The following is a 23,900-nucleotide window of genomic DNA, read 5'->3' on the forward strand; positions in this document are numbered from 1 at the left end:
TCAGCGTAAGGACTAAGGGCTAAAACGAATGTTGTTTTAGCCCTTTTTGATTAAGCTTTTGTATCATATTGGCGGAGCACCTTATCGTAGGCGAAGTTACCGAAAGGAATGAAAGCCGCAAAAAAACCAGCGATGGACCATTTCAAATGCCAGCGAACTTTAAAAGTCACATATGCCAAAATGAGCATATAGATGACAAACAATGCGCCATGAAGAGAGCCTACAATAGTGACTGCCATCGGAATATCCGCAAAATATTTTAGAGGCATGGCAATTAAAAGAAGGGTTAAAAGAGACATACCCTCAATAAAACCCGCCTGTCGAAGACGGCTAATACTTGTATGCATATACAAATCCTCCTGTATAAAAGCTAGTTTCTCATCTTCTAATATAAACGAAAGATCGTCTGGACATGCTGAAATCTACGAAAAATTCAAAATATGTTCATGGAATGCTTAAAAAATGGGAAAAGTCCTTTACTCTTTCTTTGTTTTAGAGAGTACTTGCTTTAAGTGCATGACATCATGTAATAAATGCTCTGTCATTGCTTGAACCGCTTCTGTGGAGCGGCGCTCTTTTATTTCAGAATAGATGGCTGTATGCTCCCTTTGAATGGTTTCAGCACGGGCCCCGCCGCTAAAATGGAAGATGCGGCAATAGTGAATGAGTGCATTCACGTGATTCAATTGTTTGGATAAACGGTCATTGTGACTCGCTAAAATGATTTTTTGGTGAAAGGCTTCATGTAACTGGACGATCTCTTTAGATGGCAGCTGCTGCTTGATCGCTTCATCCGCCTGCGTGAGAACCTTCTCAATTTCATCCATTTCTCTTTGCGAGGCTTCCCTACAGGCAAGCTCAACAGCAAGTGTTTCTAAGGCCACCCGAATTTGATAAAGCTCCTCAACATCTTTTTCTGTTAACGTATAGACGGAATAGCCTGAGCGATGATCCGCGATTAAAAGCTCGTCTTTTTCTAACAGCCTCATGGCCTCTCTTACCGGTGATCGGCTTACGCCAAATTGCTTGGCAAGCTGTGTTTCGTTGATGCGCTCGCCTGGCTGAAACTGGCCATCAAAAATCATTTGCTTCAGCTGTTCATAAAATTGCATGTGATACGGTGCTGGTTTTTCCAACTCGAATGAATTCATTCCATCGTTCCCTCTTTTATACATCATCTTTTGTCTCATGTTATCCAAGTTCTTCCCTCTAGGCAAGCCTGCATCGAAAAGTCAATATCGTACAATCCAAGAGAAAAAGGGTGTGCTACACTTATGATCAGTTCAGTGAAAAGAGGGATCGACATGAACACACAAGAGGAACGAACTGTACATTTTGATCAAAACTTGCAAATAGAAGCGTATCGCTTTCATGGCATCATGCAAAAGTTCCCGAATCATTTTCATACATATTATGTGATTGGATTTATTGAAGATGGTCAAAGACGTTTGATCTGCCAAAATCAAGAATACATCATTGAAAAGGGTGATATCCTTCTTTTCAATCCGTATGATAATCACGCATGTGAACAAATTGATCACAGGACACTCGATTATCGCTGCTTAAATATTGAAGCAGAGGTGCTAGAGAAGGTCTTTCAGCACAAACCGCATTTTAAAGCCCCTGTGTTTTCACAAAGTGAACTAACAAAGCCATTATATGATCTACATCAAATGATCACAGAAGAAGCTCCTGCTTTGAATAAACAGGAAACCTTCTATTTCTTTATGAAACAATTGATTGAAGCCTATGCTCATACATCAGAGGAAAAAGCATCACCCGCACATGCCAACGAACAAAAAGTCCAAGACGTACAGCAATATATCGAAACACACCTCACGGAAAATATCTCGTTAGATGACTTAGGTGAGCTTGTGTCCATGAACAAATATTCATTGCTGCGTGCTTTTACAAAGTTCAGAGGCATCACGCCATATCGTTATTTACAGACAGTCAGGGTGAACTATGCGAAGGAGCTTCTCGCCCAAGGAGTGAAGCCTGTAGATGCGGCTGCGGCCGCTGGATTTTCTGATCAAAGTCATTTGACACATTTCTTTTCGGAATTTATTGGGCTTACGCCAGGGCAGTATCAGCAAATTTTTGTAAAGCAGGTAACTGCTGATGAAAAATAAACAGCTACTTGGTCATTTGGCGGCCATGTTCACCATTTTTTTATGGGGATCTACCTTTATCTCTACCAAAATATTATTAACGGCTTTTTCTCCAACAGAGATTTTATTTTTCCGTTTTTTTATAGGGTACTTGGCTCTGATGATCATCTATCCAGTCACCATGAAGGTGCGAAGTAAAAAGCATGAAGGGATGTTTGCGCTGGCAGGTTTATGCGGTGTGGTCTTATATTACTTTTTAGAAAATGTCGCACTTACTTATACGTTCGCTTCAAATGCAGGTGTCATCAGCTCCGTTGTCCCATTCTTCTCCTTTTTATTGGCTTATTTTTTATTAAAAGATGAGCCGCTGCACAGCCGGTTTTTCATAGGCTTTTTCATCGCAATGACGGGAATCGTGCTGATCAGCATGAATGGAATGACCACGTTTCAATTGAATCCACTCGGTGATGCGTTAGCTTTAACGGCTACCATCGTCTGGGCATTCTATTCCATTTTATCGAAGATGATCAACCAATATGGCTACCATATCATTCAGGTAACAAGGCGTGTCTTCTTTTACGGACTGCTATGGATGATTCCACTGATCTGGCATTTTAAAATTCGTTTAGACTGGGAACGATTGACGAATCCATCGTTTGCCTTCCATTTACTGTTTTTAGGCCTTTTCGCATCTGCCATTTGTTTTCTGACATGGAGCTTTTCTGTGAAAACGCTCGGTGTGGTGAAATCGAGTGTGTATATTTACGGAGTGCCCATTATTACGATGGTCATTTCAATGATCGTTCTTCACGAGAGATTGACCTTCATGTCTGCGCTTGGAACGGCACTGACCTTAGGAGGTTTGCTGCTTTCAGATAAAAAAAGTACGGGAAGAAAGAAACAGAAGCCCCGTGTGCTGATGCAGGATAAAAAGGCGCTTTGATCAAAAAAGCGTCTTTTGTCCATTGTAAGAACAGACACTCTCTAGTAAACTCGAATTAAATGGTCGACGGTCGACTGATGATGAAGGGGGAAAAATCAATGAAGCATGTTTCAATTGCAGCAATACCAGGAGACGGGGTTGGAAAGGAAGTTGTGCCTGAAGCCATTCGAGTTTTGAAAGCGATATCAGAGGTGCATGGCGGTCTGTCTTTCAACTTTCAGGATTTTCCGTGGAGCTGTGAATATTATTTAGAGCATGGCGAAATGATGCCAAAAGATGGATTGGATCAACTGAAAGCCTTTGACAGCATTTTCTTAGGGGCAGTCGGAGATGCCAATTTAGTGCCGGATCATGTATCACTTTGGGGATTGCTCATTAAAATTAGACGTGAATTTGAGCAGGTGATTAACGTTAGACCTGCAAAACAGCTGAGCGGTATTCGCTCCCCGCTTGCTCAGCCAAAGGATTTCGATCTTCTTGTTGTAAGAGAAAACGGTGAAGGTGAATATAGTGAAATCGGAGGCCGCATCTATCAAGGGGAAGATCAGCTTGCCATTCAAAATGCTGTTTTCTCCAGAAAAGGGACAGAGCGAGCCATGCATTTTGCCTTTCAATTAGCAGAAAAAAGACGAAAGCATGTGACAAGTGCAACCAAATCGAATGGAATTGTTCATACAATGCCATTTTGGGATGAAGTGTTTCAAGACGTAGCAAAGGATTATCCAGAGGTGACAGCAGAATCGCAGCACATTGATGCGCTCTCAGCCTTCTTTGTGACAAGACCAGAGAAATTCGATGTGATTGTTGCCAGCAATTTATTTGGCGATATTTTAACTGATCTTGGGGCTGCGATTATGGGAAGTATTGGCGTGGCGCCTGCCGCCAACATCAATGTGAATGGCAAATATCCATCCATGTTTGAGCCTGTACACGGATCAGCCCCAGACATTGCAGGAAAAGGAATCGCCAACCCAATCGGTCAAATTTGGACCGCTAAACTCATGCTTGATCATTTCGGTGAGGAAGAACTGGGTACACACCTGCTCGAAATCATCGAGTCAGTCACAGCAGACGGCTTTTTAACGGCAGACATCGGCGGGGCTTATCAAACACAAGAAATCACAAACGAAATCATCACGCGCTTGAAGAAATAATCCGTCATTAGAACCACTTCTCCACGTCTGCTATAATAAAAGGATGGATAGAAGAAAGAGATGTGAAATCTAGTGTCAAAAACAGTTGTATTAGCAGAGAAACCTTCAGTAGGACGTGACTTAGCACGTGTACTGAAGTGTCATAAAAAAGGAAATGGTTTTTTAGAAGGAGATCAATACATTGTAACGTGGGCCCTTGGCCATTTGGTTACCCTGGCTGATCCAGAAGGCTACGGAAAAGAATTTCAATCCTGGCGTTTAGAGGATTTGCCGATCATTCCAGAGCCGCTAAAGCTTGTCGTCATGAAAAAGACAGGTAAACAATTTCAAGCAGTAAAAGCACAGCTTGCAAGAAAAGATGTAAAAGACATTGTCATCGCAACAGATGCTGGACGTGAAGGGGAGCTTGTCGCAAGATGGATTCTTGAAAAAGCACATGTGAAAAAGCCCCTAAAACGACTATGGATCTCATCTGTTACGGACAAAGCCATTCAAGAAGGCTTCAAACGACTAAAAGACGGCAGAGAATATGATAATCTGTATCGCTCAGCGGTTGCACGTGCAGAGGCAGACTGGATTGTAGGGATCAACGCAACAAGGGCGCTGACGACCAAATTCAATGCACAGCTTTCCTGCGGACGGGTACAAACACCAACGATTGCCATGATCGCCAAACGAGAAGAAGACATTCAGCAATTCCAGCCGAAGCCGTTTTATGGAATGACTGCACAAGTAGATGGACTTACCTTGACGTGGCAGGATGCCAAAACAAAGCAAAACCGCACATTCCAAGAGAATGTCATAAAAGAGCGTTTGGCAGGCTGCAAAGGAAAACCAGCAGTGATCGATGCATTGAAAAAAACAGCGAAAAAAGCTTTTGCCCCAGGGCTGTACGACCTCACTGAATTGCAGCGTGATGCGCATAAACGCTACGGATTCTCAGCGAAAGAAACCTTGTCTACGCTTCAGCGGTTGTATGAGCAGCATAAGCTTGTGACATATCCGCGTACAGATTCACGATTTATTTCAGCGGATATCGTTCCTACATTAAAAGATCGATTAAAAGGAATGAATGTCAGACCGTACGCTCAGCATGTGAACCGCATTTTACAATCAGGTGTGAAAGCGCACAAAGGCTTCGTCAACGATGCAAAAGTGTCAGATCACCATGCGATCATTCCAACCGAAGAAGAGCTGTATCCTGGTGCATTAAGTGATAAAGAGCGTAAATTGTATGATCTTATTGCCAAACGATTCCTTGCTGTACTCATGAATCCTTTTGAATACGAGGAAACAACGGTGATCGCCAAAATAGGCAGTGAAACATTCACAGCAAAAGGAAAAACCGTGCAATCAGCCGGCTGGAAAGCCGTGTATGATGAATCCTATGAAGACGAGGAATCAGCTGAAGCAGATCAGCATCTGCCGGTACTTTCCGAAGGGCAATCACTTGAAGTGCGCCAGCTGAAAGAAACAAAAGGAGAAACGAAACCTCCTGCCCGTTTTAATGAAGCAACCCTGCTATCTGCTATGGAGAACCCTGCGGCATTTATGCAGAATCAGGAAAAGGACTTAGTGAAAACCCTTGGTGAAACAGGCGGACTAGGGACAGTAGCCACAAGAGCCGATATCATTGAAAAACTGTTCAACAGCTTCTTAATCGAGAAAAAGGGCAAAGATATTTTCATCACATCGAAAGGGAAGCAGCTGCTCTCCTTAGTGCCTGAAGACTTAAAGTCTCCAGCATTAACAGCGGAGTGGGAACAAAAGCTTTCTAAAATCGCAAAAGGACAGCTGAAGGCTTCTCAATTCATGAGTGAAATGAAGTCCTATGCAAAACAAGCCGTATCTGAAATCAAACAGACGAACCAAACCTTTAAGCATGACAATGTCACTGGCACCCATTGTCCGGACTGCGGAAAACTTATGCTGAAAGTGAACGGAAAACATGGCACAATGCTCGTGTGCCAAGACCGAGAATGCGGCCACCGTAAAAATGTAGCGAAGAAAACAAACGCACGCTGCCCGAACTGTCATAAAAAGCTCGAGCTGCGCGGAGAAGGCGATGGCAAAATCTTTGCTTGTGTGTGTGGTCATAGAGAAAAACTGTCTGTTTTTGAAAAACGCAAATCACAATCCAATCAAAAGAGAGCCAGTAAGCATGATGTGTCTAAATATATGAAGAAACAAAAGAAAGTGGAAGAACCAATCAATAACGCACTGGCTGAGCAATTAAAGAAATTAAAATTAGATCAATAGTATTATAAAAACCCATGCGGAAACGCATGGGTTTTCCAATGTAATCAAGCATATCGGCATACTGTTTTTCTGAAAATGGGAATGTCTATGCGAAAAGACTCGTAATTTGGTATAAAATATTTATTTAAATTTAAACAGAAACAATCTATAATAAATCGTTGGAATGCTAAGAGAACGGGAGTTGAAAGGGACACGAATGGTTACAGCCATACATCGCACGGCTATTGTTTTACTCATTGTTTTTTTATTAGGCGGATGTACCTGGGAACAGCAGAAGGAATCAGCTGATCCAGTATCTCCACAGCCTGTATTGCCTGGAGAATATTTTATCACTCATCACCTCATGACAGATCAAGGCATGATTCGCACTTCATTTGCAGAGCAGCATATCTACTTATCTGAATCGCTTGGGCTTTGGATGGATTATCTTGTTCGAAAAAAAGACCAAAATTCTTTTGACCAACAATTTGGTGTCCTGCAAGATGAATTTTTACTAGACCATCATCTTCTCAGCTGGCAAATCGAATCTGATCAAAAAAGTAAGGCTAATGCTTTAGTTGATGATTTACGGGTAGTGGCGGCACTTCAAAAGGCAGATCGTTTATGGAAGAATGCAGCGTATCAAACCACAGCAAAAGAAATCGCACAAGCGTTAAAAGACAAGAATATGTATAGGGGCATCTTGTCCGATTATTATGATGCATCAACAAATCGAACTTCACACACAATCACACTCTCATATTTAGACCCAAAAGCAATCAAAGAATTGGAATCCCTCAAAATATTCACGACACAAATGACGAGTAACCAATTGACCATTCTAAAACAAGCACCGAGAAAAAAAGGATTCTTTCCTAAATCCTATGACATAAAGAAAAAAGCCTATTCATTTGATCGAGAAATCAATATGATTGATCAACTCTATACGGCTCTACATGCCGATCGTGCAAAGGTGAATACGTCCGCGATCATGAAATGGCTTAAAACGACTTTTAAAAAAGAAGGAAAGCTGTACGGTAGATATAAACTGAGCACATTGCAGCCATCAGTGACGTATGAATCTCCTTCTGTATATGCGCTAGTCATCTTGTATGCTCTTAAACGAAACGAACCGGAATTCGCAAAAGAGGTGTATGACCGCATGAAAGAATTACAAATTCAAGATCCTCTCGAGGATTATTATGGAGGGTACATGAACGAAAAAGACACACACTCATTTGACAACTTATTGCCTCTCATTGCAGAAAGGGAGCTTTTTAATGAATCGGTTATTCAGTAATACGTATCGTTTATATTATTCTCTGCTCCTCACGTTTGCAGGTCTTATTTTATTTATGGGCTACCTTGGTGTACATGATGCAGAGAGCTTTTTGATGATCACACTGACTTTTGTCGTGTTAGGATGCGGGATTTTATTTGGCATCTTACCAGCATTATTTTTTACTTTGCTGATGTTGTTCTTTATAGGAAGTGCTATGTTCTTTACAGAGCTTGGCCACACAAATCCCTTCTTTTCCAATCAAACATTGCAGGATGTGGTGGTTTGGGGCGCAGCTCTTCTCTTTTTCGCGATTTCAGCAGGAAGCTTGCATGAGCGAATCAAGACGATGCGTCACACCATAGAACAACAAAAGCAGGCGATGAAACAATTTGTGGCGATTGACTCGACAACTGGATTTGACAATGCAGATCGGATGAAGCTGGAATTATCCGAGGAAATGAAACGGGCAGAACGCTACAAACAGCCATTCGTTTTTATCCTTCTTCATATCCATTATGCAGCGGAATTCAAATCATTATATGGAGAAAAAGAAATGCAGCACCTATTTCAGCAATTAAGTATCAAGATTCGCGAAAGTGTCAGAGAAACTGATAAGAAATTTCGATTATCCGAAGAACGAATAGGATTGCTGCTTACTCACACACCAGAAGAGAATGTCTCTGTCGTCCTTGAGAAGCTAAAAGATAAATTGCAAAAGCATGTGCTGTTAAACGGTCGTGAAGTCACCCTAACTTTTCATGTCTGTCATTTAACAAGCAGTTCGGATTATCATACGCCAGAGCAATTTTTAGAAGAACTAGAAAAAGAGATGATGATGAATGAACTTTAATTCTTTGATGAAATGCTGTTTGATGATGGCTCTTTTTTTCATTCTTTCGTTTCAATACATGGCTTCAGCCGACGCTCTTGCCAAGCCAGATACCCTGATCGTTTATTCAACAGAATCGGGAGAAGCGACTCCAGCAGTGCATATGCTGGATCTACTCGCCGGACATTATTCCAAACAGACGACGATTGTATCTGATGAACATTTGGCTGAAAAGAAGATCAGCGAATTTCAGCAAGTCATCTATCTAGGGGAAGTAAAAAGAACCTTACCGAAGCAGACCCTTCGTATGATGAACGAAGCACAGAAGGTAATAGCTATTGGATATAATGCGGAACAGCTTCGCCCATTCTCCAAGCTTACTTTTCACAAACAAGATCATACAAGTCAAATTAAATATACAGATGATCCCACTTACCGTCAGCTAGAGAAAAGAATCAGTGCGTTAACGGTTCAAGGGGCAGACTTGCAAAAGGAATTTTTATTGAAGAAACATAAAGCTGCTCTTCCATTTGTGATTCAAACAAAGGAAGGTGCCGCCTATATTGGAATCTTAAATGTCGTGCAGCACAGCGAGCTACTTGCAGAAGTGCTAGAAAAAAACCTGCCTTCTTCTAATCAGCTGACCATAAAGTACTTAAGGCTTGGGAACATCAGTCCTGTCACTGACGAAAAGAAGCTGCTTGAGCTTGGACAATATGTATCCACTCGGCATATCCCGTTTCTGATAGCGGTAACCCCTGTTTGGGTGGATCGAACAACAGGCGATGAAGTGACACTGAGTGACCGCCCGAAGCTCGTAAAAGTGTTAAAACAATTGCAAAGTAATGGAGCCAGCATTATTCTTCATGGATTTAGCCGTACGTATCGAACAGAGGATTCTGGTCAGGACTTTGAGTTCTGGGATGCAAAGAATGATCAGTCCATTACGTCAAATGACCCAAAAAAAGCCGAGAAGAAGCAAAGTGAAAGCCATTTTTCGAATGAAAAAGACTTCCATGCTTATACGAGATCGAATCAGCAGCAAGAAACCATCTATACAGAAGAAAAACTGACAAAAGGTATTGAGTTTCTTGCGCAGCAAGGTCTCTATCCACTGGCATTCGAGGTGCCGCATGATGCCATATCTCAACAAGGCTATGAAGTGATATCAAGGCATGTGTCCAGTCTGTTTGGACAGGTACAGCTGTCGGACCATACGTGGAAAACAGCCGGTGCTCCGCCACTCGTGACGAAGCCCGCCATCCTTCATGGCATGACCTTATATCCTCAGCAATTAGTAGAGCCAGCATCTGACCAAGAAGGTTCAAATATTTTAACAGAACAAAAGATTCAATCCATCCAGCATCTTCAATCAGCCGCAATCGGGCTGTCCTATGATGTGGAATCCGGAATAACTGGATTGCAGAATCTGATGACGCTGATGGATGCAATTCCTTCTAGTGAATGGCTGGATTTAAAGAAAACAAAACAAACAGTCCAAACATCACATGTACAGATCAAAACATCAGGGAATGGACATATTCAAGTAGAACAATCCAATAGAGCGGAAACCACAACAGTCAAACGAAGCGGCATGGAAAATATGCTGCGAATTCTAACAGTCGTGGTGATGCTGTTTATTGCGGCATTTGCTTTTTACACATTGTATTTAAGGCTGACAATGAAAAAACGAATTTTTAAGGAGAGAAAATTGGGTGGCTGATGTCTTATTTTATCTTTCATTAATATTGATTTGGATCATGCTCCTATACCATATGTTTCTCATGCAGGGCGGCTTTCAGCACTACCTGACCTACGAAAAAGTGCTGCCTGAATGGACGAAACAAGGGAAAGAGCTGCCGACCGTCAGCATTCTAATTCCTGCTCATAATGAAGAAGTTGTCATCCGGCAAACGCTAAAAGCAATGGTCCAGCTATCCTATCCTAAACATTTTCTTGAAATCATTGTGATTAATGACAATTCCTCTGATGGCACAGGGGATATCGTGAAATCATTCAGTGAGCAATATGATCATGTCCATATGATTGAAACGAAGCCGCCATTTGCAGGAAAGGGAAAATCCACTGCACTGAATGAAGGCTTAAAGGCTTCAACAGGAGAAGTCATCTGCGTATACGATGCAGATAACATGCCTGAACAAAAGGCCGTCTATCATTTGGTTCTTGGTTTATTGAATGACCCGAAGGCAGGCGCTGTTGTCGGGAAATTCAGGGTTATCAATGCAGCCAAAAATCTCCTGACCAAATTTATTAATATTGAGACCATCTGCTTCCAATGGATGGCGCAGGGCGGAAGATGGAAGTGGTTTGGTATTGCGACAATACCAGGCACCAACTTCGCCATCCGCCGGCACATTTTAGAAGAGCTTGGCGGCTGGGATGTTCATGCGTTGGCTGAGGACACTGAATTAACGATTCGAGTCTATAACCTTGGCTATGTCATTCGATTTTTCCCGGCTGCGATTACATGGGAACAAGAGCCTGAGACATGGAAGGTCTGGTGGCGGCAAAGAACGCGCTGGGCACGAGGCAATCAATATGTTGTACTCAAATTTTTAAAGCAGTTTATGAAGCTGAAACGAAAACGAATGATTTTCGATTTGTTTTATTTCTTCTTTACGTATTTCTTATTTTTCTTCGGTGTCCTGCTCTCAAATGGCATCTTTATCGTGAACCTATTTGTTGACCTTCACTTATCTGTAGGAGCTGTTGCACTGATCCTGTGGGGATTGGCCTTCTTCCTCTTTCTAACAGAAGTGATGATTACATTAAGCATTGAGAAAACAGAGCTCACCAAACAAAATATACTCATCGTGGCACTCATGTACTTCACTTATTCTCAAGTATGGATTGCGCTAGTCGTGTACTCCTTATGTGTAGAGGCAAAGAGCCGATTATTCAAACAAGAAGTGAAATGGTACAAAACCGAGCGTTACGATCAACAACAAAAGAAAAGCGGGTGACAAATTGAAATCGGTAAAATGGATGATTTTTATATTGGTGATATCCCTTGCCATTCAGCCCTTTTTTATGGCGGGTCAAGCAATGGCGCAATCAAATCGAGTACAAGTGAAAGATGACTGGATTCGCTCATCTAAAGGAAGCCAGACAGAAACGCTGCATTTATCAGAAGATGTAGTGACCTTGTATGGACAAGAAGACGGCACTGAATTTTCCTATCAAATAGAAAAAGAAAAAGTAGAGTCTAGCACCTTTACATTGAATATAGAGGCTTCACCATTACTTATTTCGCCATCTTCGTTCACAGTCATGATCGATGGAGAGATTGAAAAGACCATTCTCGTATCAGGGAAAAACCAAAAGAAATCAATTCAAATCAAATTGAGCAAATCGCAATTGAAAAAAGGTTCTCATCAAATTCAGCTCGCATTTTATGGCGTGTTAAAAGAAGGTGTGTGTATCAACCAAGAGACACCTGCCAACTGGCTGAAAGTATATCCTGAAAGTGAGCTGGCTTTCAAAGGAACCCAAAAGAAAGACGTGACGTTAGACAGCTTCCCTTCACCTTTCATTCAAACAGGTGATCAGAAAGAACAAACAGATATTGTGATTCCAAATTCACCGGAAGCAGCTGAATTAGAAGCGGCTATGAAAATATACCGTACGTTGAAAAACAAAGACCGCCAAGCAGACCTCAAAATTGTCCAAGAAAAGGACATCAAGCAAATCGCGCATCCAACCATTGCTGTGGGAGCAAAAGGAAACTGGGATGGACGAGTAAAATCGATCGAGCAAGCTGCGAAAATGAAAACAGCAAGCAATCAGCTCACATTAGCGGTGAGAACCTTGACAGGAAAGAAAAAAGAACAGCCTATTTTATTTGTCACTGCTAAGCAGCCAAAAACAATTGCTGAAAAAATCAATGTCCTAACTCAACCAGAACTGACTGGTCAGCTCACTGGTAGCGATTTACTGCTTCAAAAGGTTACGGCTAAAGCATCAAAACCATCTCATCAAATTCGTTTAAAAGATTTCGGTGGAGAGGATGTCACAGTTGGAACCAAGAAAACGTCGTCTGAACATTACTATTATCCGAAGGCATTGATCGCTAATCAAAAATCAGGTGCAAAGCTAAATCTATCATTTAAAAAATCTGATATAGCGAACAAAGCGGAACGCTTAACAGTCATGATCAATAACGAACCACACGATGTACCGTTAACAAAACTAGGAAACAAAGATGAGAATGGATTCTATCATGTGTCAATTCCAGTAGATTCACAAGTACTCCAAAAGAACGAATATATTGATTTGCAATTTGTTACTACAGGCTTTAAAAACATGGAATCCTGCAGACATACGGATGAAGAAGGCTGGATTTACATTGATAAGAACAGCTCTCTTCAAATACCAGAAGGTACGACTAGTGATACACCGGATTTAGCCGCATGGCCGCTTCCTTTCACATCAAAAACGCAGCAAGGAAAAACATTGATCGTCATTCCAGATCAAATCAAGCAAGAAACGATCAATCAAACGGCGATGCTGACAGAATCATTTAGTCAGCCGGAAGCTGCCCAATATCATTTGATCAAAGCTTCAAATGTGACAAATGATCAATTGAAAGATCACTCTCTCATTTTCATCGGGGGCATTCAAACATTCTCTCTTTTAAAAGAAAAGGCAGACGATCTCATCGTTCCAGTGAAAAAGGATCAGTATGATGTATCCTCCTTTGGCATGATCAACGAAACGACTGCTCGTATCGTATGGACGCAGCCATCTGTATGGAATAAAGAACAGACAATGACCGTCTTTTCAGGAATGAATGCAGCTGACGCTGATCTTTCACATGAAGTGCTTCATTTCCTGCAAACAAATACGGAAACGGCAACAGTCGCAATCGAGAGCAAAAACAAAGACATGTTCTCTAATCATCAAACGGTCAGCAGCACAACAAATGATCTCCAAAAAGATGAAAAGCAAGGCATCGATGATTCTTGGATTTACTTTGCATGTATCGCTGCGCTGATTATTTTTGTGGTCGGGCTGATTATTTATTTCGTGCGAAAAAACCGCAAAAAGACTGATTGATAAACGATCAAAAGACCTTGAAAAAATGTCTTTACTTTGGTGTCAAACGGGAGTATGATCTCTTTTATAAAAGACCAATCGCTGAATCATTTCAATGAGCGGGGGAACCATTAGTGGTGCAGGACACCACGTGGGGTGAATCCTTTTTAGGTAGGGCAAAGTCTCATGCGCCCGAATCCGTCAGCTAACCTCGTAAGCGTTAAAGAGAGCAAAGACCAACCTGTGATCTAAACAATAGACGCAGGGGCATTCTATTGCCTCTGTGTCTTTTTGGCGATCTATCTTTTGTAACTTAAATCGTTTGACACTAAAGGAGCGGGCATCACATGTACAGTTTGATGAAGCGTATTTTAATTGGGAAACCATTAAAATCACAGGCAGCAGGAGAACAAAAACTATCAAAAATCAAAGCGTTGGCATTATTGTCATCAGATGCATTGTCATCCGTTGCATATGGTACAGAACAAATCTTGATTGTTCTTTCAGTTGTTAGTGCAGCAGCATTTTGGTACTCACTCCCGATTGCAGGTTGTGTATTAATTCTTTTAATGGCGTTAATTTTATCTTACCGTCAAATTATTTATGCTTATCCAGAAGGCGGAGGGGCTTATGTCGTCTCTAGCAGAAACTTAGGTGAAAAGCCAGGACTGGTCGCTGGCGGATCATTGCTTGTAGATTATATTCTGACTGTAGCAGTGAGTATATCAGCGGGTACCGATGCCATCACATCGGCTTTTCCGGCACTATACCCATATCATGTGCTGATTTCAATTATATTGGTCATTTTGATCATGGTGCTTAACCTTCGTGGATTGACAGAATCGGCATCTATTTTGGCTTATCCCGTATACTTGTTTGTCATATCACTCCTTATATTAATTGGAGTCGGCGGCTTTAAATTATTAACAGGAGGTGTGCCTCCAGCACCTGAGCATACAGCGATCGGCACACATGTACCTGGCATTACATTATTTCTTTTATTAAAAGCATTTTCGTCTGGCTGTTCAGCACTGACTGGGGTAGAAGCCATTTCAAATACCATTCCATCCTTTAAAAAACCAGCTGCACAAAATGCAGCGAGAACATTATTGATGATGGGTGGATTACTAGCTGTTTTATTTGTGGGTGTGACATTGCTTGCGTTTGGTTTTGGCATCTCACCAAAGCCAGAAGAAACGGTTGTATCACAAATTGCATCAGATACATTTGGACGTACATTTTTCTATTATGTCATTCAGGCTGTCACAGCTTTAATCTTGATATTAGCGGCAAACACCGGCTTTTCCGCCTTTCCTTTATTGGCGGTCAACTTAGCAAAGGATAAATATATGCCGCGCATGTTTACAGTAAGAGGGGATCGACTCGGTTACTCTAATGGCATTATCTTTTTAGGTGTAGCTTCTATGCTGCTCATTTGGTTGTTTGATGGGAAAACGGAACACCTCATTCCGCTATATGCTGTCGGTGTATTTATTCCATTTACCTTGTCACAGACCGGTATGTGTGTGAAGTGGATTCGTGAAAAACCGCAGGGCTGGAAAACGAAAATGCCTATCAATATAGTCGGAGCACTGATTTCTTTCACGGTTCTCATGATTCTCATTTTGACCAAGTTCCATCTTGTATGGCCAGTATTTGTTTTCATGCCAATTGTGCTATTGATCTTTCATTCCATAAAAAAGCATTATCTGTCTGTCGGAGAACAACTGCGTTTAATGAATGAAACAGAGCCTGTTGAGATTAAAGGAAATGTGGTCATCGTGCCAATAGCAGGAGTAACACGTGTCGTTGAGCAATCTGTTCAATATGCAAAATCCTTATCAGAGCAAGTCATAGCAGTTCATGTATCTTTTGATAAAGAAAAAGATAAGAAAATTGAAGCGGATTGGGAAAAACTGAACAGCGGTGTGCGGCTTGTGATATTGCATTCGTCTTATCGAAGTCTTATTCATCCGCTTGATAAATTTCTTGAAACGGTTGAGGCTAAAGCAAATGCGCATCAATATAAAGTGATGGTGCTTGTGCCTCAATTTATCCCGAAAAAAAGATGGCATACGATCTTGCATAACCAATCTGCCTTTTTATTAAGATTCCGTCTATTATGGAAACGGGATATTGTGGTCGCCACCCTTCCATATCATTTTAAAAAGTAGCAGCAAGTTGAAACGTTTGATCAAAAGGGTGCGGTGGTATGGAGTAAGAAAAAAGGAGTTTTCTCACATGCCGCAAAGAACCGCAGGAAAAGAAGTAACAGCGCTACTGGAAGAGTGGGGCGTAAAACATATTTATGGAATGCCCGGCGACAGCATAAACGAATTGATTGAAGAGCTTAGGCATGAATCAAGCCAAATACAATTTATACAAACGAGACATGAAGAAGTGGCGGCACTCTCAGCGGCGGCTGATGCCAAACTAACAGGTAAGCTCGGTGTCTGCTTATCCATCGCTGGACCGGGTGCTGTCCACTTATTAAATGGACTATACGATGCAAAAGCAGATGGCGCACCCGTTTTAGCAATTGCAGGGCAGGTTGCGTCGAATGAAGTAGGAAGAGACACATTTCAAGAAATCAAATTAGAGCGGATGTTTGACGACGTCGCTGTCTTTAATCAGCAGGTACAAACAGCAGAAGCGCTGCCTGATTTATTGAATCAAGCCATTAAAGCAGCTTATACCCATAAAGGGGTGGCTGTTCTCACCGTATCAGATGACTTATTTTCTCAAAAAATTAAGCGTAAGCCAGTTTATACATCTCCTCTTTATGTTGAGGGAGAAGTACGTCCAAAGAAAGATCAACTGCTAAAGGCAGCACAGCTAATTAACAATGCGAAGAAGCCAGTCATCTTAGCAGGTAAAGGATTACGAAATGCAAAAGAAGAGCTTCTTTCATTTGCAGAAAAGGCTGCTGCACCTATCGTCATCACACTTCCTGCAAAAGGGGTTGTGCCAGACAGGCATCCATACTTTTTAGGAAACCTAGGTCAAATTGGAACGAAGCCAGCTTATGAAGCGATGGAAGAGTGTGATCTCTTAATTATGCTTGGAACTTCCTTTCCATATAGAGACTACTTACCAGAGGACACACCTGCCATTCAACTGGATATTAAACCAGATCAAATCGGTAAAAGATATCCAGTAGACGTAGGGATCGTGAGTGACAGCAAGAGTGGTTTGCAGGAACTGACCTCCTACATTGAATATAAAGAGCAGCGTGGTTTCCTTGAAGCTTGTACAGAGCATATGATGAAATGGCGAGAAGAAATGGATAAGGAAAAATCCGTTGCCACATCACCGCTTAAACCGCAGCAAGTCATTGCTAGACTAGAAGAAGCAGTTGAAGACGACGCCATTCTTTCTGTAGATGTAGGGAATGTAACCGTATGGATGGCCCGCCATTTCGAAATGAAACAGCAGGATTTCATCATCTCCAGCTGGCTTGCCACAATGGGCTGTGGTTTGCCTGGAGCGATCTCTGCTAAGTTAAATGAACCGAATCGTCAAGCGGTTGCTGTCTGCGGTGATGGTGGCTTCACAATGGTCATGCAAGACTTTGTGACAGCGGTAAAATATAAACTGCCAATCGTTGTTGTGATCTTAAACAACAACAACCTTGGAATGATTGAATATGAACAACAGGTAAAAGGAAACATCAATTATGGTATAGAGCTGGAAGATATTGATTTTGCTAAGTTTGCAGAAGCATGCGGCGGCAAAGGAATCTCCGTGTCATCACATGAAGAACTAGCTCCAGCTTTTAGTGAAGCCTTTCAATCTGATAAACCCGTCATTATTGATGTTGCTGTCACCAATGAACCGCCGTTACCTGGGAAAATTACGTACACACAAGCAGCCGGTTTTAGTAAGTACTTACTGAAAAAATTCTTTGAAAAAGGCGAGTTGGATATCCCTCCACTCAAGAAAAGTTTAAAACGCTTTTTCTAAACAAAATGTAGTCGGTCCTCTCAAAAGAGGACTGACTTTTTTTTGCTGAAAGGAAAAAATATTTCAATTATCACTTGTTTTATTCCCTCTAAAAATATTTGGAAATTATTTTTGTAACTTAAAGCCTATTTTTCCAATTCGCTGAGAAAGGTAAAATAGACTTTATGATCAATAATGGAGGGAGTGACTTCTTCTGGGCAAGATACTTGATGCAAAAGCACTAACCAGTGCCATGGACACAAGGGCAAAACACTACCAGGAACTCCGCGAACAAATGGTAGATTTAAAAAAGGCATTACAAGGTGTGGCCAATCTCGGTGATGATTTCACTGGGAAAGGTGCAGATAATATTAAAAGTTTCTATAAAGAGCTTGCTGGAAATGTAGACATGTTTATCAGCTTCATTGATAAACAAAAAGCCTTTCATGAAGGTGTTTCTGGGACACTGGATGATACGAGCTTTGGCGGCGATACCTTTGTAGAAGAACACTTTTTAGATAACGCAGTACATATGGGCATCAAGAATGCCAAAAGCATTGTGAAGGATCAAAAAAAGGCACTCAAAACGATTTTTCAAGACATTGATGACCTCATTTCTCTAGAGGTATTTGATAGTCAAACCTTTGATGAAAAAATAGAGGATGCGGAAGATGAACGAAAAAAGACGGTCAAAGAACTAAGAGAGCTTGATCAAAATTTAAAAGATGAATATGCTTTGTCAGAGACGGAACAGCAAGCTACAATGGCATTGTACGCTGAAATGATGAATGCGACAAATGACGGAAAAGCGATTTCGCCTATGAATTTTGACAAGAAAGCCTATCAAAATAGCGAAATCTACAAGGCAAAAAGCGATATTGAGAAGCAAACTGCTGAATATCTGAAAATCAAAAAAGAACAAGAAGAAGCCCGCGAAATCGCAAAGGAACAAGAAGCACTCGCCAACCGCCCTTGGTATGAAAAAGCCCTCGATTATGGTGGAAACATCGTGAATGAACTGACCGGCGTGAACGATGCAAAACGTGCCGCAACAGGCGTTGATCCAATCACAGGCGAGGAACTCACCGCAGGACAGCGAGTCGCGGCAGGCGGCATGGCAGCAGCCGGCTACATCCCTATCGTGGGTTGGGCAGGCCGCATTTTTAAAGGCGGAAAAGCAGTCTATAAAACCACCCAAGCCACATCAGCCGCAGTCAGGGCAGTCGATATCTACAAGACATCACAAAAATCCTTTGACGCCCTAAAGACATCCCAAAAAGGTTTATACGGCCTCACCGCCACCAACGGCTTCAGCGAAGCAATTACAGGCCGAGACATGTTTGGAAATAAGATCTCGAAAGAACAGCAGGAGGCAAGTATGAACGCGGCGCTTGGAATGCTTTTGCCGTTTGGGGCGAAAGGGTTTCATGGGAAGATGGGGATTAAAGAGAACGCGACAAGTCGAATTGATTATTTGAGAAATAAATATGGAAAGATCGATTCAAAAGAATTAAATGAAAGAATTAATTTACGCGGAGAAACGGTGAAAGAACTAAATAAATTAAAAGAAACTGGCATTAGCAAGAAGAAAATGGGCCCTGCCTTTGCTGGAGTTTATGATAAGCAGACTGGGAAATATTCATATGCAATAAATGATTATGATGGAAAGTTACCAGATTTCCATCCCTTAATAAATGCCAAATATGATAGAATGCCAAAAGAGGTTATAGATTCATATACATTTACAAAAGGTGCGGGGTCACATGCAGAAGTGATCGCCTTAAATAAGGCCTTAAAGGCTAATCCGGATGCTAGTTTGGATAATTTTATTTTGAATGTTGTTAGGACAGGTCAGAGTAGAGTGAAACCGGCTGGAATGATGTTTCCAAGGTGTCCTCATTGTGCTTATCTTACGGATGGATCTAAAATTATCACGGAGGTTCCTAAAAATGTTAAATGATATATTGCAAAAAGAATTTATTTTAGAGAATGGCACTGAGTTTGAAGAATGTTTAGAATATGGAGGCCCTTATGAACTAGCAATAGTGGAAATTACGGAGGATGGTAAAGAAGAACTTTTTACAGGATTAGCATATGATATATATGAAAATGGGAATATTGAGAGTTATTTCTATGTTGAACAAGGAGTTAAACAAGGAAAGTATGTTGAATTCTATTCAAATGGGAATATTAAGAAAATAGGTCATATGAGTAAAAATGCAGCCGACGGCTATCAAGTTGAGTTTTTTGAAAATGGAAAGAAAAAGTATGAATCTGAATGTGTTGCTGGTCGAGAGATGACTTATATAAAGTATGATGAAAGTGGAAATGTTGTAGAGAAAAAGGCAGAACCTAGTGAATCCGACTTAAAATATGCCGAAAAATTCAACAGCTAGTCGTGTGGATCTTATGAATAATGATGAAATAAATGATTTATTAGAAAAATTTAAAAATGAACAAAAAGCGCTCTTGCCTAAAGTGCAATTGAAAAATAATTTTCAACTTGAGAACATAAGGTTTATAGCAGGTGTAGATGTAGCTTATTTTGATATGCATGGAAAAACGAGCGGTGTTTGTTGTATCGTCGTCTATGATTTGATAGAAAAAAAAATCATAGAAAAAGTGCATAGCCATGGAGAAATAAGGATTCCTTATATAGCAGGTTTTCTTGCTTTTCGTGAAATGCCATTAATTAAAGATGCAGTAAAAAAACTGACGAAACAAGCAGATGTCTATATATTTGATGGAAATGGTTATTTACATTATAGACACATGGGCATTGCTACACAGGCGTCTTTCTTCTTAAATAAGCCTACCATTGGAGTCGCAAAAAGTTATTTGAAAATTAATGGTGTAGATTTTACCATGCCCCAAAATAAAACAAATGCATACACAGATATTATTATAAATAACGAAATATATGGAAGAGTCCTCAGAACCAGAGTGAATGTTAAGCCTATTTTTATTTCATGTGGGAATTGGATTGATTTAGATACAACTACAAAAATTATTATGAAACTGATTGATAAAAACAGTAGATTACCAATACCCGTAAGGTTTGCAGATATTGAGACACATGCTATTCGAAAAGATTTATTAACAAAAGAATAGGGAAAGTGTAAAAATAGCACATTTTTTAGCTGTATTGAAAAGGGCTAACGACATTCAATCACCACAAAAAAGGAGCTAAAACCATGCTATGGATTTTCACACAAAACCAGCAAAGTTTCGTTCATGTCCACGAAATCACAGTAGCCGGCAAAAAGATTGAAGGGATGATCGCAGGAAGCGATACTTGGGTCAAGACGCTCGGTAAGTATGACTCAAACGATCGTGCAGCAGAGATCCTTCAAGACATTGTGAAAGTAATTGAAGCCAATCAAGATGCCACTGTGACTTACAGAATGCCAAATCAATAAAAAAGAAACCACCTTTCCATTGCGAAAAGGTGGTTTTTGTTTATGATGGTGTTTTTGTAAAGGCTAAAAATAAAGGGATGCCTGTGCCGACAAGGGTGGTGGCAAATAGGAACATACCGCAAATGAATAGAAAATGACTGGCTGAAAAGACAAGTGCCAGAATAAGAAAAACGATGCTGAGTCCTGCCATGCTATATGATGGGACAAAGCGGCGTTTGTATGTGGCTTTCTTTGTTAAGAATGAGAAGAAAATGCCAAATAATAATGGGACAATCCATAAGTAAAATAAAATAATAAGAGACATACTTCATACCTCGATTTTTCCTTCTATTTTATCAGATGCTGATCGCAATCGATACTACAAAGCTTCACTTTGTAAAATAATTCATGCAATCGACACAATTACGTGGGCTGATTCATAGAATGCGTTTTTTCTTTCATATATTCAGGCTGCAAAAGGGCGTATACACAATGATCCGTAAAGCGGTCGCCCAGCCATTCACATTGTCTCAAAATGCCTTCAAGCGAAAAGGATAATCGCTCTGCGATGCGTCTGCTCTTCAGGTTATCGACAGCAGCCCTGATTTCAATGCGGTGCAGTCCACAATCTTCAAATAAATAATGAATGACTGCTTTGCACGCTTTTGTCATAATGCCTTTTCCTTGATAGCCTTCTCCGAGCCAATAGCCAATTGAAACAGTTCTGTCGATCCAATGAATTTGGTGGGTGCCGATGATCCCGACAAGTTCTCCATGTGACCAGATGCCCGCTTGAAAACCGTTGTTCTGCATGGCTTGCTGCATTGCGCCTTGAATGAACGCCATGCTGTCTTCTTCTGTTTTCGTTGAATCCACCCAAAGCATCCATTCACGTAAATGCTCTCTTGACCGCTGAATGAGCAAATATAGACTTCGTGCGTCTCTTGGCTCAAGCAGCCGCATGGATATCTCTTGATCTTGATAAAAAAACATGTGCCCACATCCTCTCAGGGGAATTTTACCATAACCATATGAAAAGAAAAAGACAGCATCACTACTGTCTTTTACATAAATGTATCCACAATTAAAAAGAGATTGAGTGCGACAACAAGAGCTGCTATCACCCAAGATATTCCTGTTACCCAGCGGGCATTCGTTAATTCGCCCATAATTCGTTTTTTACTTGTAAATAAAATGAGCGGAATTAAAGCAAAGGCAATACCAAAGGATAAGACCACCTGACTCATCACAAGTGCGGATGTCGGATTCACCCCAGATGCAATGATCACAATAGGGGGAATCATGGTAATCAGCCGGCGGACATAAAGTGGAATGCGGTATTGAATAAAACCCTGCATAATGATATCGCCTGACAATGTACCGACAGAAGAGCTGGATAGTCCGGCTACAAGCAGGCCTACACCAAATAAGATAGCTGATACAGGACCTGCGAGTGTGCTAAAATGCTGGAACGCAACATCCAGATCTTCAACAAAGAGACCATTTTTATAAAATAGAGCGGCTGCCACAATCAACATACTGGCATTGATGGCTCCAGCGACTAGCATCGCAATGAGGATATCTAAAAACTCAAAGCGGAAAATCTGTTTTTTCTCCTTTTCCGTTCTGCCGACGACTCTTCTTTGGGTTAATGCTGAATGTAAATAGATCGCGTGCGGCATCACAGTGGCACCTAAAATTCCAGCTGCAAGCAGTACACTATCTGTGCCTTCAAATTTTGGAATGAAAAGCCCGCCTGCGACACTTCCTATATCAGGCTTGGCGACAAAGGTTTGCACAGCGAAAGCGATCACAACAACGAACAGCATGCCGGTGATGCCGGCTTCTAATGCTCGATATCCACGTCTTTGCAATTCTAAAATCGCAAATGATCCGATGGCTGCAATAATAGATGCTTCAAGCAAAGGAATCCGAAAGAGCAAGTATAAACCAAGTGCCGCTCCAATAAACTCAGCTAAATCTGTGGCAATAATAACGAGTTCTCCCTGAATCCATAAACCGATGGAGACGGGTTTTGGAAACTCTTCACGTGCGATTTCAGGTAAGTTTTTCCCTGTCGCTATTCCAAGCTTTGCGGATAAGGATTGGATGAGCAGCGCCATGAGATTTGATATGAGAATGACCCATAAGAGAAGATATCCATATTTAGAGCCAGCCGCAATGTTGGTGGCAAAATTCCCTGGATCAATATATGCAATGGCTGCGATAAAAGCAGGGCCTAGAAAAGGAAGAAGCCTTCTAAATCCTTTGACCTTACCTTCAAGTGCACGCTCAGCTGCCGCTGACATGTGTGCCTGTGCCTCGATGTATTTGTTTGTCATATGTCATCACCTAGATTCTACAAAGTTTTGCTTGGGCACAAAAAGTTTCCTTCATGCAATTTTTAATCATCATATGCCCATCTTCATGAAAAGTCAACTATCTGAACTAATAGGTTTGTTTATCATATGTAAGTGAAAAAAATAGATACCTTGTCAACGCGCAACATAAAAAACACCGTCCCTTAGACGGTGTCCCTACTGCTTCCTCTTTTATTTGTTTTTTTAAGATACCCTTGATCCCACGCTGCGGAAGATCAGGCTTAAAATAATGACAAAGATGGCTGCTCCTAAGATCGCTGGAATGATCGCAAAGCCTGCCAGACTAGGACCCCACGTTCCAAGCAATCCATGACCAATCCAAGCACCTGCAAGTCCTGCAATCATTGAACCGATCCATCCTCCTGGTACACTACCTCCAGCGAGTGCACTCCCAATGAGACCAATGACAATCGCCACAACTAATGAAATTAGAAATCCTAACATGTTGATCACTCCTCTTTTGTTTGTTTATTAAGCAATAACCGTTTTGAAAAAGATTAAAACCTTTCGGAACCGCTTCAATGTTCTATACGTATGATGGACAAGGATTGTGTATAATAACAGACA

At 41.2% G+C, this 23,900-nt stretch carries 21 protein-coding genes and 1 riboswitch; of the genes, 15 read left to right on the forward strand and 6 right to left on the reverse strand.

Features of this window, described 5'->3' with window-relative positions; all coding sequences use genetic code 11:
* Positions 1-50: 50 nt before the first annotated feature.
* A complete protein-coding gene (locus H7F25_RS00655; protein WP_008347156.1) occupies positions 51-347 on the reverse strand; it encodes a DUF3817 domain-containing protein in 297 nt (98 codons plus the stop codon).
* A 129-nt stretch (positions 348-476) separates the two neighbouring features.
* Positions 477-1,151 (reverse strand): GntR family transcriptional regulator, encoded by a 675-nt coding sequence (locus H7F25_RS00660; RefSeq protein ID WP_185854105.1) that lies wholly within the window; start codon positions 1,149-1,151, stop codon positions 477-479.
* Between the two features lie 153 nt (positions 1,152-1,304).
* Between H7F25_RS00660 and H7F25_RS00665 the strand changes: the two genes are divergently transcribed.
* From H7F25_RS00665 to H7F25_RS00735, 15 genes are all read left to right on the forward strand, one after another.
* Entirely contained in the window at positions 1,305-2,132 is an 828-nt protein-coding gene (locus H7F25_RS00665; RefSeq protein WP_185854106.1) for an AraC family ligand binding domain-containing protein, read from the forward strand.
* Entirely contained in the window at positions 2,122-3,054 is a 933-nt protein-coding gene (locus H7F25_RS00670; protein ID WP_185854107.1) for a DMT family transporter, read from the forward strand. The genes H7F25_RS00665 and H7F25_RS00670 overlap by 11 nt, the downstream gene beginning before the upstream one ends.
* A gap of 98 nt (positions 3,055-3,152) precedes the next feature.
* Positions 3,153-4,208, forward strand: a complete 1,056-nt coding sequence (locus H7F25_RS00675; RefSeq protein WP_185854108.1) for a tartrate dehydrogenase — start codon at positions 3,153-3,155, stop codon at positions 4,206-4,208.
* Between the two features lie 72 nt (positions 4,209-4,280).
* Entirely contained in the window at positions 4,281-6,467 is a 2,187-nt protein-coding gene (locus H7F25_RS00680; protein ID WP_024427348.1) for a DNA topoisomerase III, read from the forward strand.
* A gap of 196 nt (positions 6,468-6,663) precedes the next feature.
* Positions 6,664-7,746 (forward strand): glycosyl hydrolase family 8, encoded by a 1,083-nt coding sequence (locus tag H7F25_RS00685; protein ID WP_185854109.1) that lies wholly within the window; start codon positions 6,664-6,666, stop codon positions 7,744-7,746.
* Positions 7,727-8,578 (forward strand): GGDEF domain-containing protein, encoded by an 852-nt coding sequence (locus H7F25_RS00690; RefSeq protein WP_185854110.1) that lies wholly within the window; start codon positions 7,727-7,729, stop codon positions 8,576-8,578. Before H7F25_RS00685 ends, H7F25_RS00690 begins: the two co-directional genes overlap by 20 nt.
* On the forward strand, positions 8,568-10,280 hold the full coding sequence (locus H7F25_RS00695) for a DUF2334 domain-containing protein (protein WP_185854111.1): 1,713 nt from the start codon (positions 8,568-8,570) through the stop codon (positions 10,278-10,280). Before H7F25_RS00690 ends, H7F25_RS00695 begins: the two co-directional genes overlap by 11 nt.
* A gap of 37 nt (positions 10,281-10,317) precedes the next feature.
* Positions 10,318-11,541, forward strand: coding sequence for a glycosyltransferase family 2 protein (locus H7F25_RS00700; protein WP_249117556.1), 1,224 nt, complete (start codon positions 10,318-10,320; stop codon positions 11,539-11,541).
* 4 nt (positions 11,542-11,545) lie between these two features.
* Positions 11,546-13,633, forward strand: coding sequence for a cellulose biosynthesis cyclic di-GMP-binding regulatory protein BcsB (locus H7F25_RS00705; RefSeq protein WP_185854113.1), 2,088 nt, complete (start codon positions 11,546-11,548; stop codon positions 13,631-13,633).
* A gap of 69 nt (positions 13,634-13,702) precedes the next feature.
* Positions 13,703-13,847, forward strand: a riboswitch (cyclic di-AMP (ydaO/yuaA leader).
* 112 nt (positions 13,848-13,959) lie between these two features.
* Entirely contained in the window at positions 13,960-15,786 is a 1,827-nt protein-coding gene (locus tag H7F25_RS00710) for an APC family permease (protein WP_185854114.1), read from the forward strand.
* Positions 15,787-15,853: 67 nt separating this feature from the next.
* Entirely contained in the window at positions 15,854-17,575 is a 1,722-nt protein-coding gene (locus tag H7F25_RS00715) for a pyruvate oxidase (protein WP_185854115.1), read from the forward strand.
* A 232-nt stretch (positions 17,576-17,807) separates the two neighbouring features.
* On the forward strand, positions 17,808-19,514 hold the full coding sequence (locus H7F25_RS00720) for a T7SS effector LXG polymorphic toxin (RefSeq protein ID WP_260627227.1): 1,707 nt from the start codon (positions 17,808-17,810) through the stop codon (positions 19,512-19,514).
* Positions 19,504-19,950 (forward strand): toxin-antitoxin system YwqK family antitoxin, encoded by a 447-nt coding sequence (locus H7F25_RS00725; RefSeq protein WP_122631452.1) that lies wholly within the window; start codon positions 19,504-19,506, stop codon positions 19,948-19,950. The genes H7F25_RS00720 and H7F25_RS00725 overlap by 11 nt, the downstream gene beginning before the upstream one ends.
* A gap of 13 nt (positions 19,951-19,963) precedes the next feature.
* The gene (locus H7F25_RS00730; RefSeq protein ID WP_122631582.1) at positions 19,964-20,665 is read left to right on the forward strand and encodes an endonuclease V; all 702 of its coding nucleotides are present in this window, start codon (positions 19,964-19,966) and stop codon (positions 20,663-20,665) included.
* An 83-nt stretch (positions 20,666-20,748) separates the two neighbouring features.
* Positions 20,749-20,973 (forward strand): hypothetical protein, encoded by a 225-nt coding sequence (locus H7F25_RS00735; protein ID WP_024425367.1) that lies wholly within the window; start codon positions 20,749-20,751, stop codon positions 20,971-20,973.
* Between the two features lie 40 nt (positions 20,974-21,013).
* On the opposite strand, the gene H7F25_RS00740 is transcribed toward H7F25_RS00735, so the two are convergent.
* The 4 genes from H7F25_RS00740 to H7F25_RS00755 form a co-directional block, all read right to left on the reverse strand.
* Complete coding sequence (locus tag H7F25_RS00740; protein ID WP_008346966.1) at positions 21,014-21,277, reverse strand: hypothetical protein; 264 nt, start codon at positions 21,275-21,277, stop codon at positions 21,014-21,016.
* Between the two features lie 98 nt (positions 21,278-21,375).
* Positions 21,376-21,945, reverse strand: a complete 570-nt coding sequence (locus tag H7F25_RS00745; RefSeq protein WP_024427358.1) for a GNAT family N-acetyltransferase — start codon at positions 21,943-21,945, stop codon at positions 21,376-21,378.
* A 71-nt stretch (positions 21,946-22,016) separates the two neighbouring features.
* A complete protein-coding gene (locus H7F25_RS00750) occupies positions 22,017-23,294 on the reverse strand; it encodes an Nramp family divalent metal transporter (RefSeq protein ID WP_073203919.1) in 1,278 nt (425 codons plus the stop codon).
* A 222-nt stretch (positions 23,295-23,516) separates the two neighbouring features.
* The gene (locus tag H7F25_RS00755; RefSeq protein ID WP_003214275.1) at positions 23,517-23,777 is read right to left on the reverse strand and encodes a GlsB/YeaQ/YmgE family stress response membrane protein; all 261 of its coding nucleotides are present in this window, start codon (positions 23,775-23,777) and stop codon (positions 23,517-23,519) included.
* Between the last annotated feature and the right edge of the window lie 123 nt (positions 23,778-23,900).

It is taken from the genome of Bacillus sp. PAMC28571 (assembly GCF_014250435.1).
Classification (GTDB): domain Bacteria; phylum Bacillota; class Bacilli; order Bacillales; family Bacillaceae; genus Bacillus; species Bacillus safensis.

What these genes read in the sequence shown, in the direction of transcription:
- H7F25_RS00750 (WP_073203919.1), bottom strand. Translation starts at nt 23,294, where the DNA reads ATGACAAACAAATACATCGAGGCACAGGCACACATGTCAGCGGCAGCT.
- H7F25_RS00725 (WP_122631452.1), top strand. Translation starts at nt 19,504, where the DNA reads ATGTTAAATGATATATTGCAAAAAGAATTTATTTTAGAGAATGGCACT.
- H7F25_RS00695 (WP_185854111.1), top strand. Translation starts at nt 8,568, where the DNA reads ATGAACTTTAATTCTTTGATGAAATGCTGTTTGATGATGGCTCTTTTT.
- H7F25_RS00675 (WP_185854108.1), top strand. Translation starts at nt 3,153, where the DNA reads ATGAAGCATGTTTCAATTGCAGCAATACCAGGAGACGGGGTTGGAAAG.
- H7F25_RS00670 (WP_185854107.1), top strand. Translation starts at nt 2,122, where the DNA reads ATGAAAAATAAACAGCTACTTGGTCATTTGGCGGCCATGTTCACCATT.
- H7F25_RS00700 (WP_249117556.1), top strand. Translation starts at nt 10,318, where the DNA reads ATGCTCCTATACCATATGTTTCTCATGCAGGGCGGCTTTCAGCACTAC.
- H7F25_RS00710 (WP_185854114.1), top strand. Translation starts at nt 13,960, where the DNA reads ATGTACAGTTTGATGAAGCGTATTTTAATTGGGAAACCATTAAAATCA.
- H7F25_RS00720 (WP_260627227.1), top strand. Translation starts at nt 17,808, where the DNA reads ATGGACACAAGGGCAAAACACTACCAGGAACTCCGCGAACAAATGGTA.
- H7F25_RS00755 (WP_003214275.1), bottom strand. Translation starts at nt 23,777, where the DNA reads ATGTTAGGATTTCTAATTTCATTAGTTGTGGCGATTGTCATTGGTCTC.
- H7F25_RS00715 (WP_185854115.1), top strand. Translation starts at nt 15,854, where the DNA reads ATGCCGCAAAGAACCGCAGGAAAAGAAGTAACAGCGCTACTGGAAGAG.
- H7F25_RS00685 (WP_185854109.1), top strand. Translation starts at nt 6,664, where the DNA reads ATGGTTACAGCCATACATCGCACGGCTATTGTTTTACTCATTGTTTTT.
- H7F25_RS00745 (WP_024427358.1), bottom strand. Translation starts at nt 21,945, where the DNA reads ATGTTTTTTTATCAAGATCAAGAGATATCCATGCGGCTGCTTGAGCCA.
- H7F25_RS00690 (WP_185854110.1), top strand. Translation starts at nt 7,727, where the DNA reads ATGAATCGGTTATTCAGTAATACGTATCGTTTATATTATTCTCTGCTC.
- H7F25_RS00655 (WP_008347156.1), bottom strand. Translation starts at nt 347, where the DNA reads ATGCATACAAGTATTAGCCGTCTTCGACAGGCGGGTTTTATTGAGGGT.
- H7F25_RS00660 (WP_185854105.1), bottom strand. Translation starts at nt 1,151, where the DNA reads ATGAATTCATTCGAGTTGGAAAAACCAGCACCGTATCACATGCAATTT.
- H7F25_RS00735 (WP_024425367.1), top strand. Translation starts at nt 20,749, where the DNA reads ATGCTATGGATTTTCACACAAAACCAGCAAAGTTTCGTTCATGTCCAC.
- H7F25_RS00665 (WP_185854106.1), top strand. Translation starts at nt 1,305, where the DNA reads ATGAACACACAAGAGGAACGAACTGTACATTTTGATCAAAACTTGCAA.
- H7F25_RS00740 (WP_008346966.1), bottom strand. Translation starts at nt 21,277, where the DNA reads ATGTCTCTTATTATTTTATTTTACTTATGGATTGTCCCATTATTATTT.
- H7F25_RS00730 (WP_122631582.1), top strand. Translation starts at nt 19,964, where the DNA reads ATGAATAATGATGAAATAAATGATTTATTAGAAAAATTTAAAAATGAA.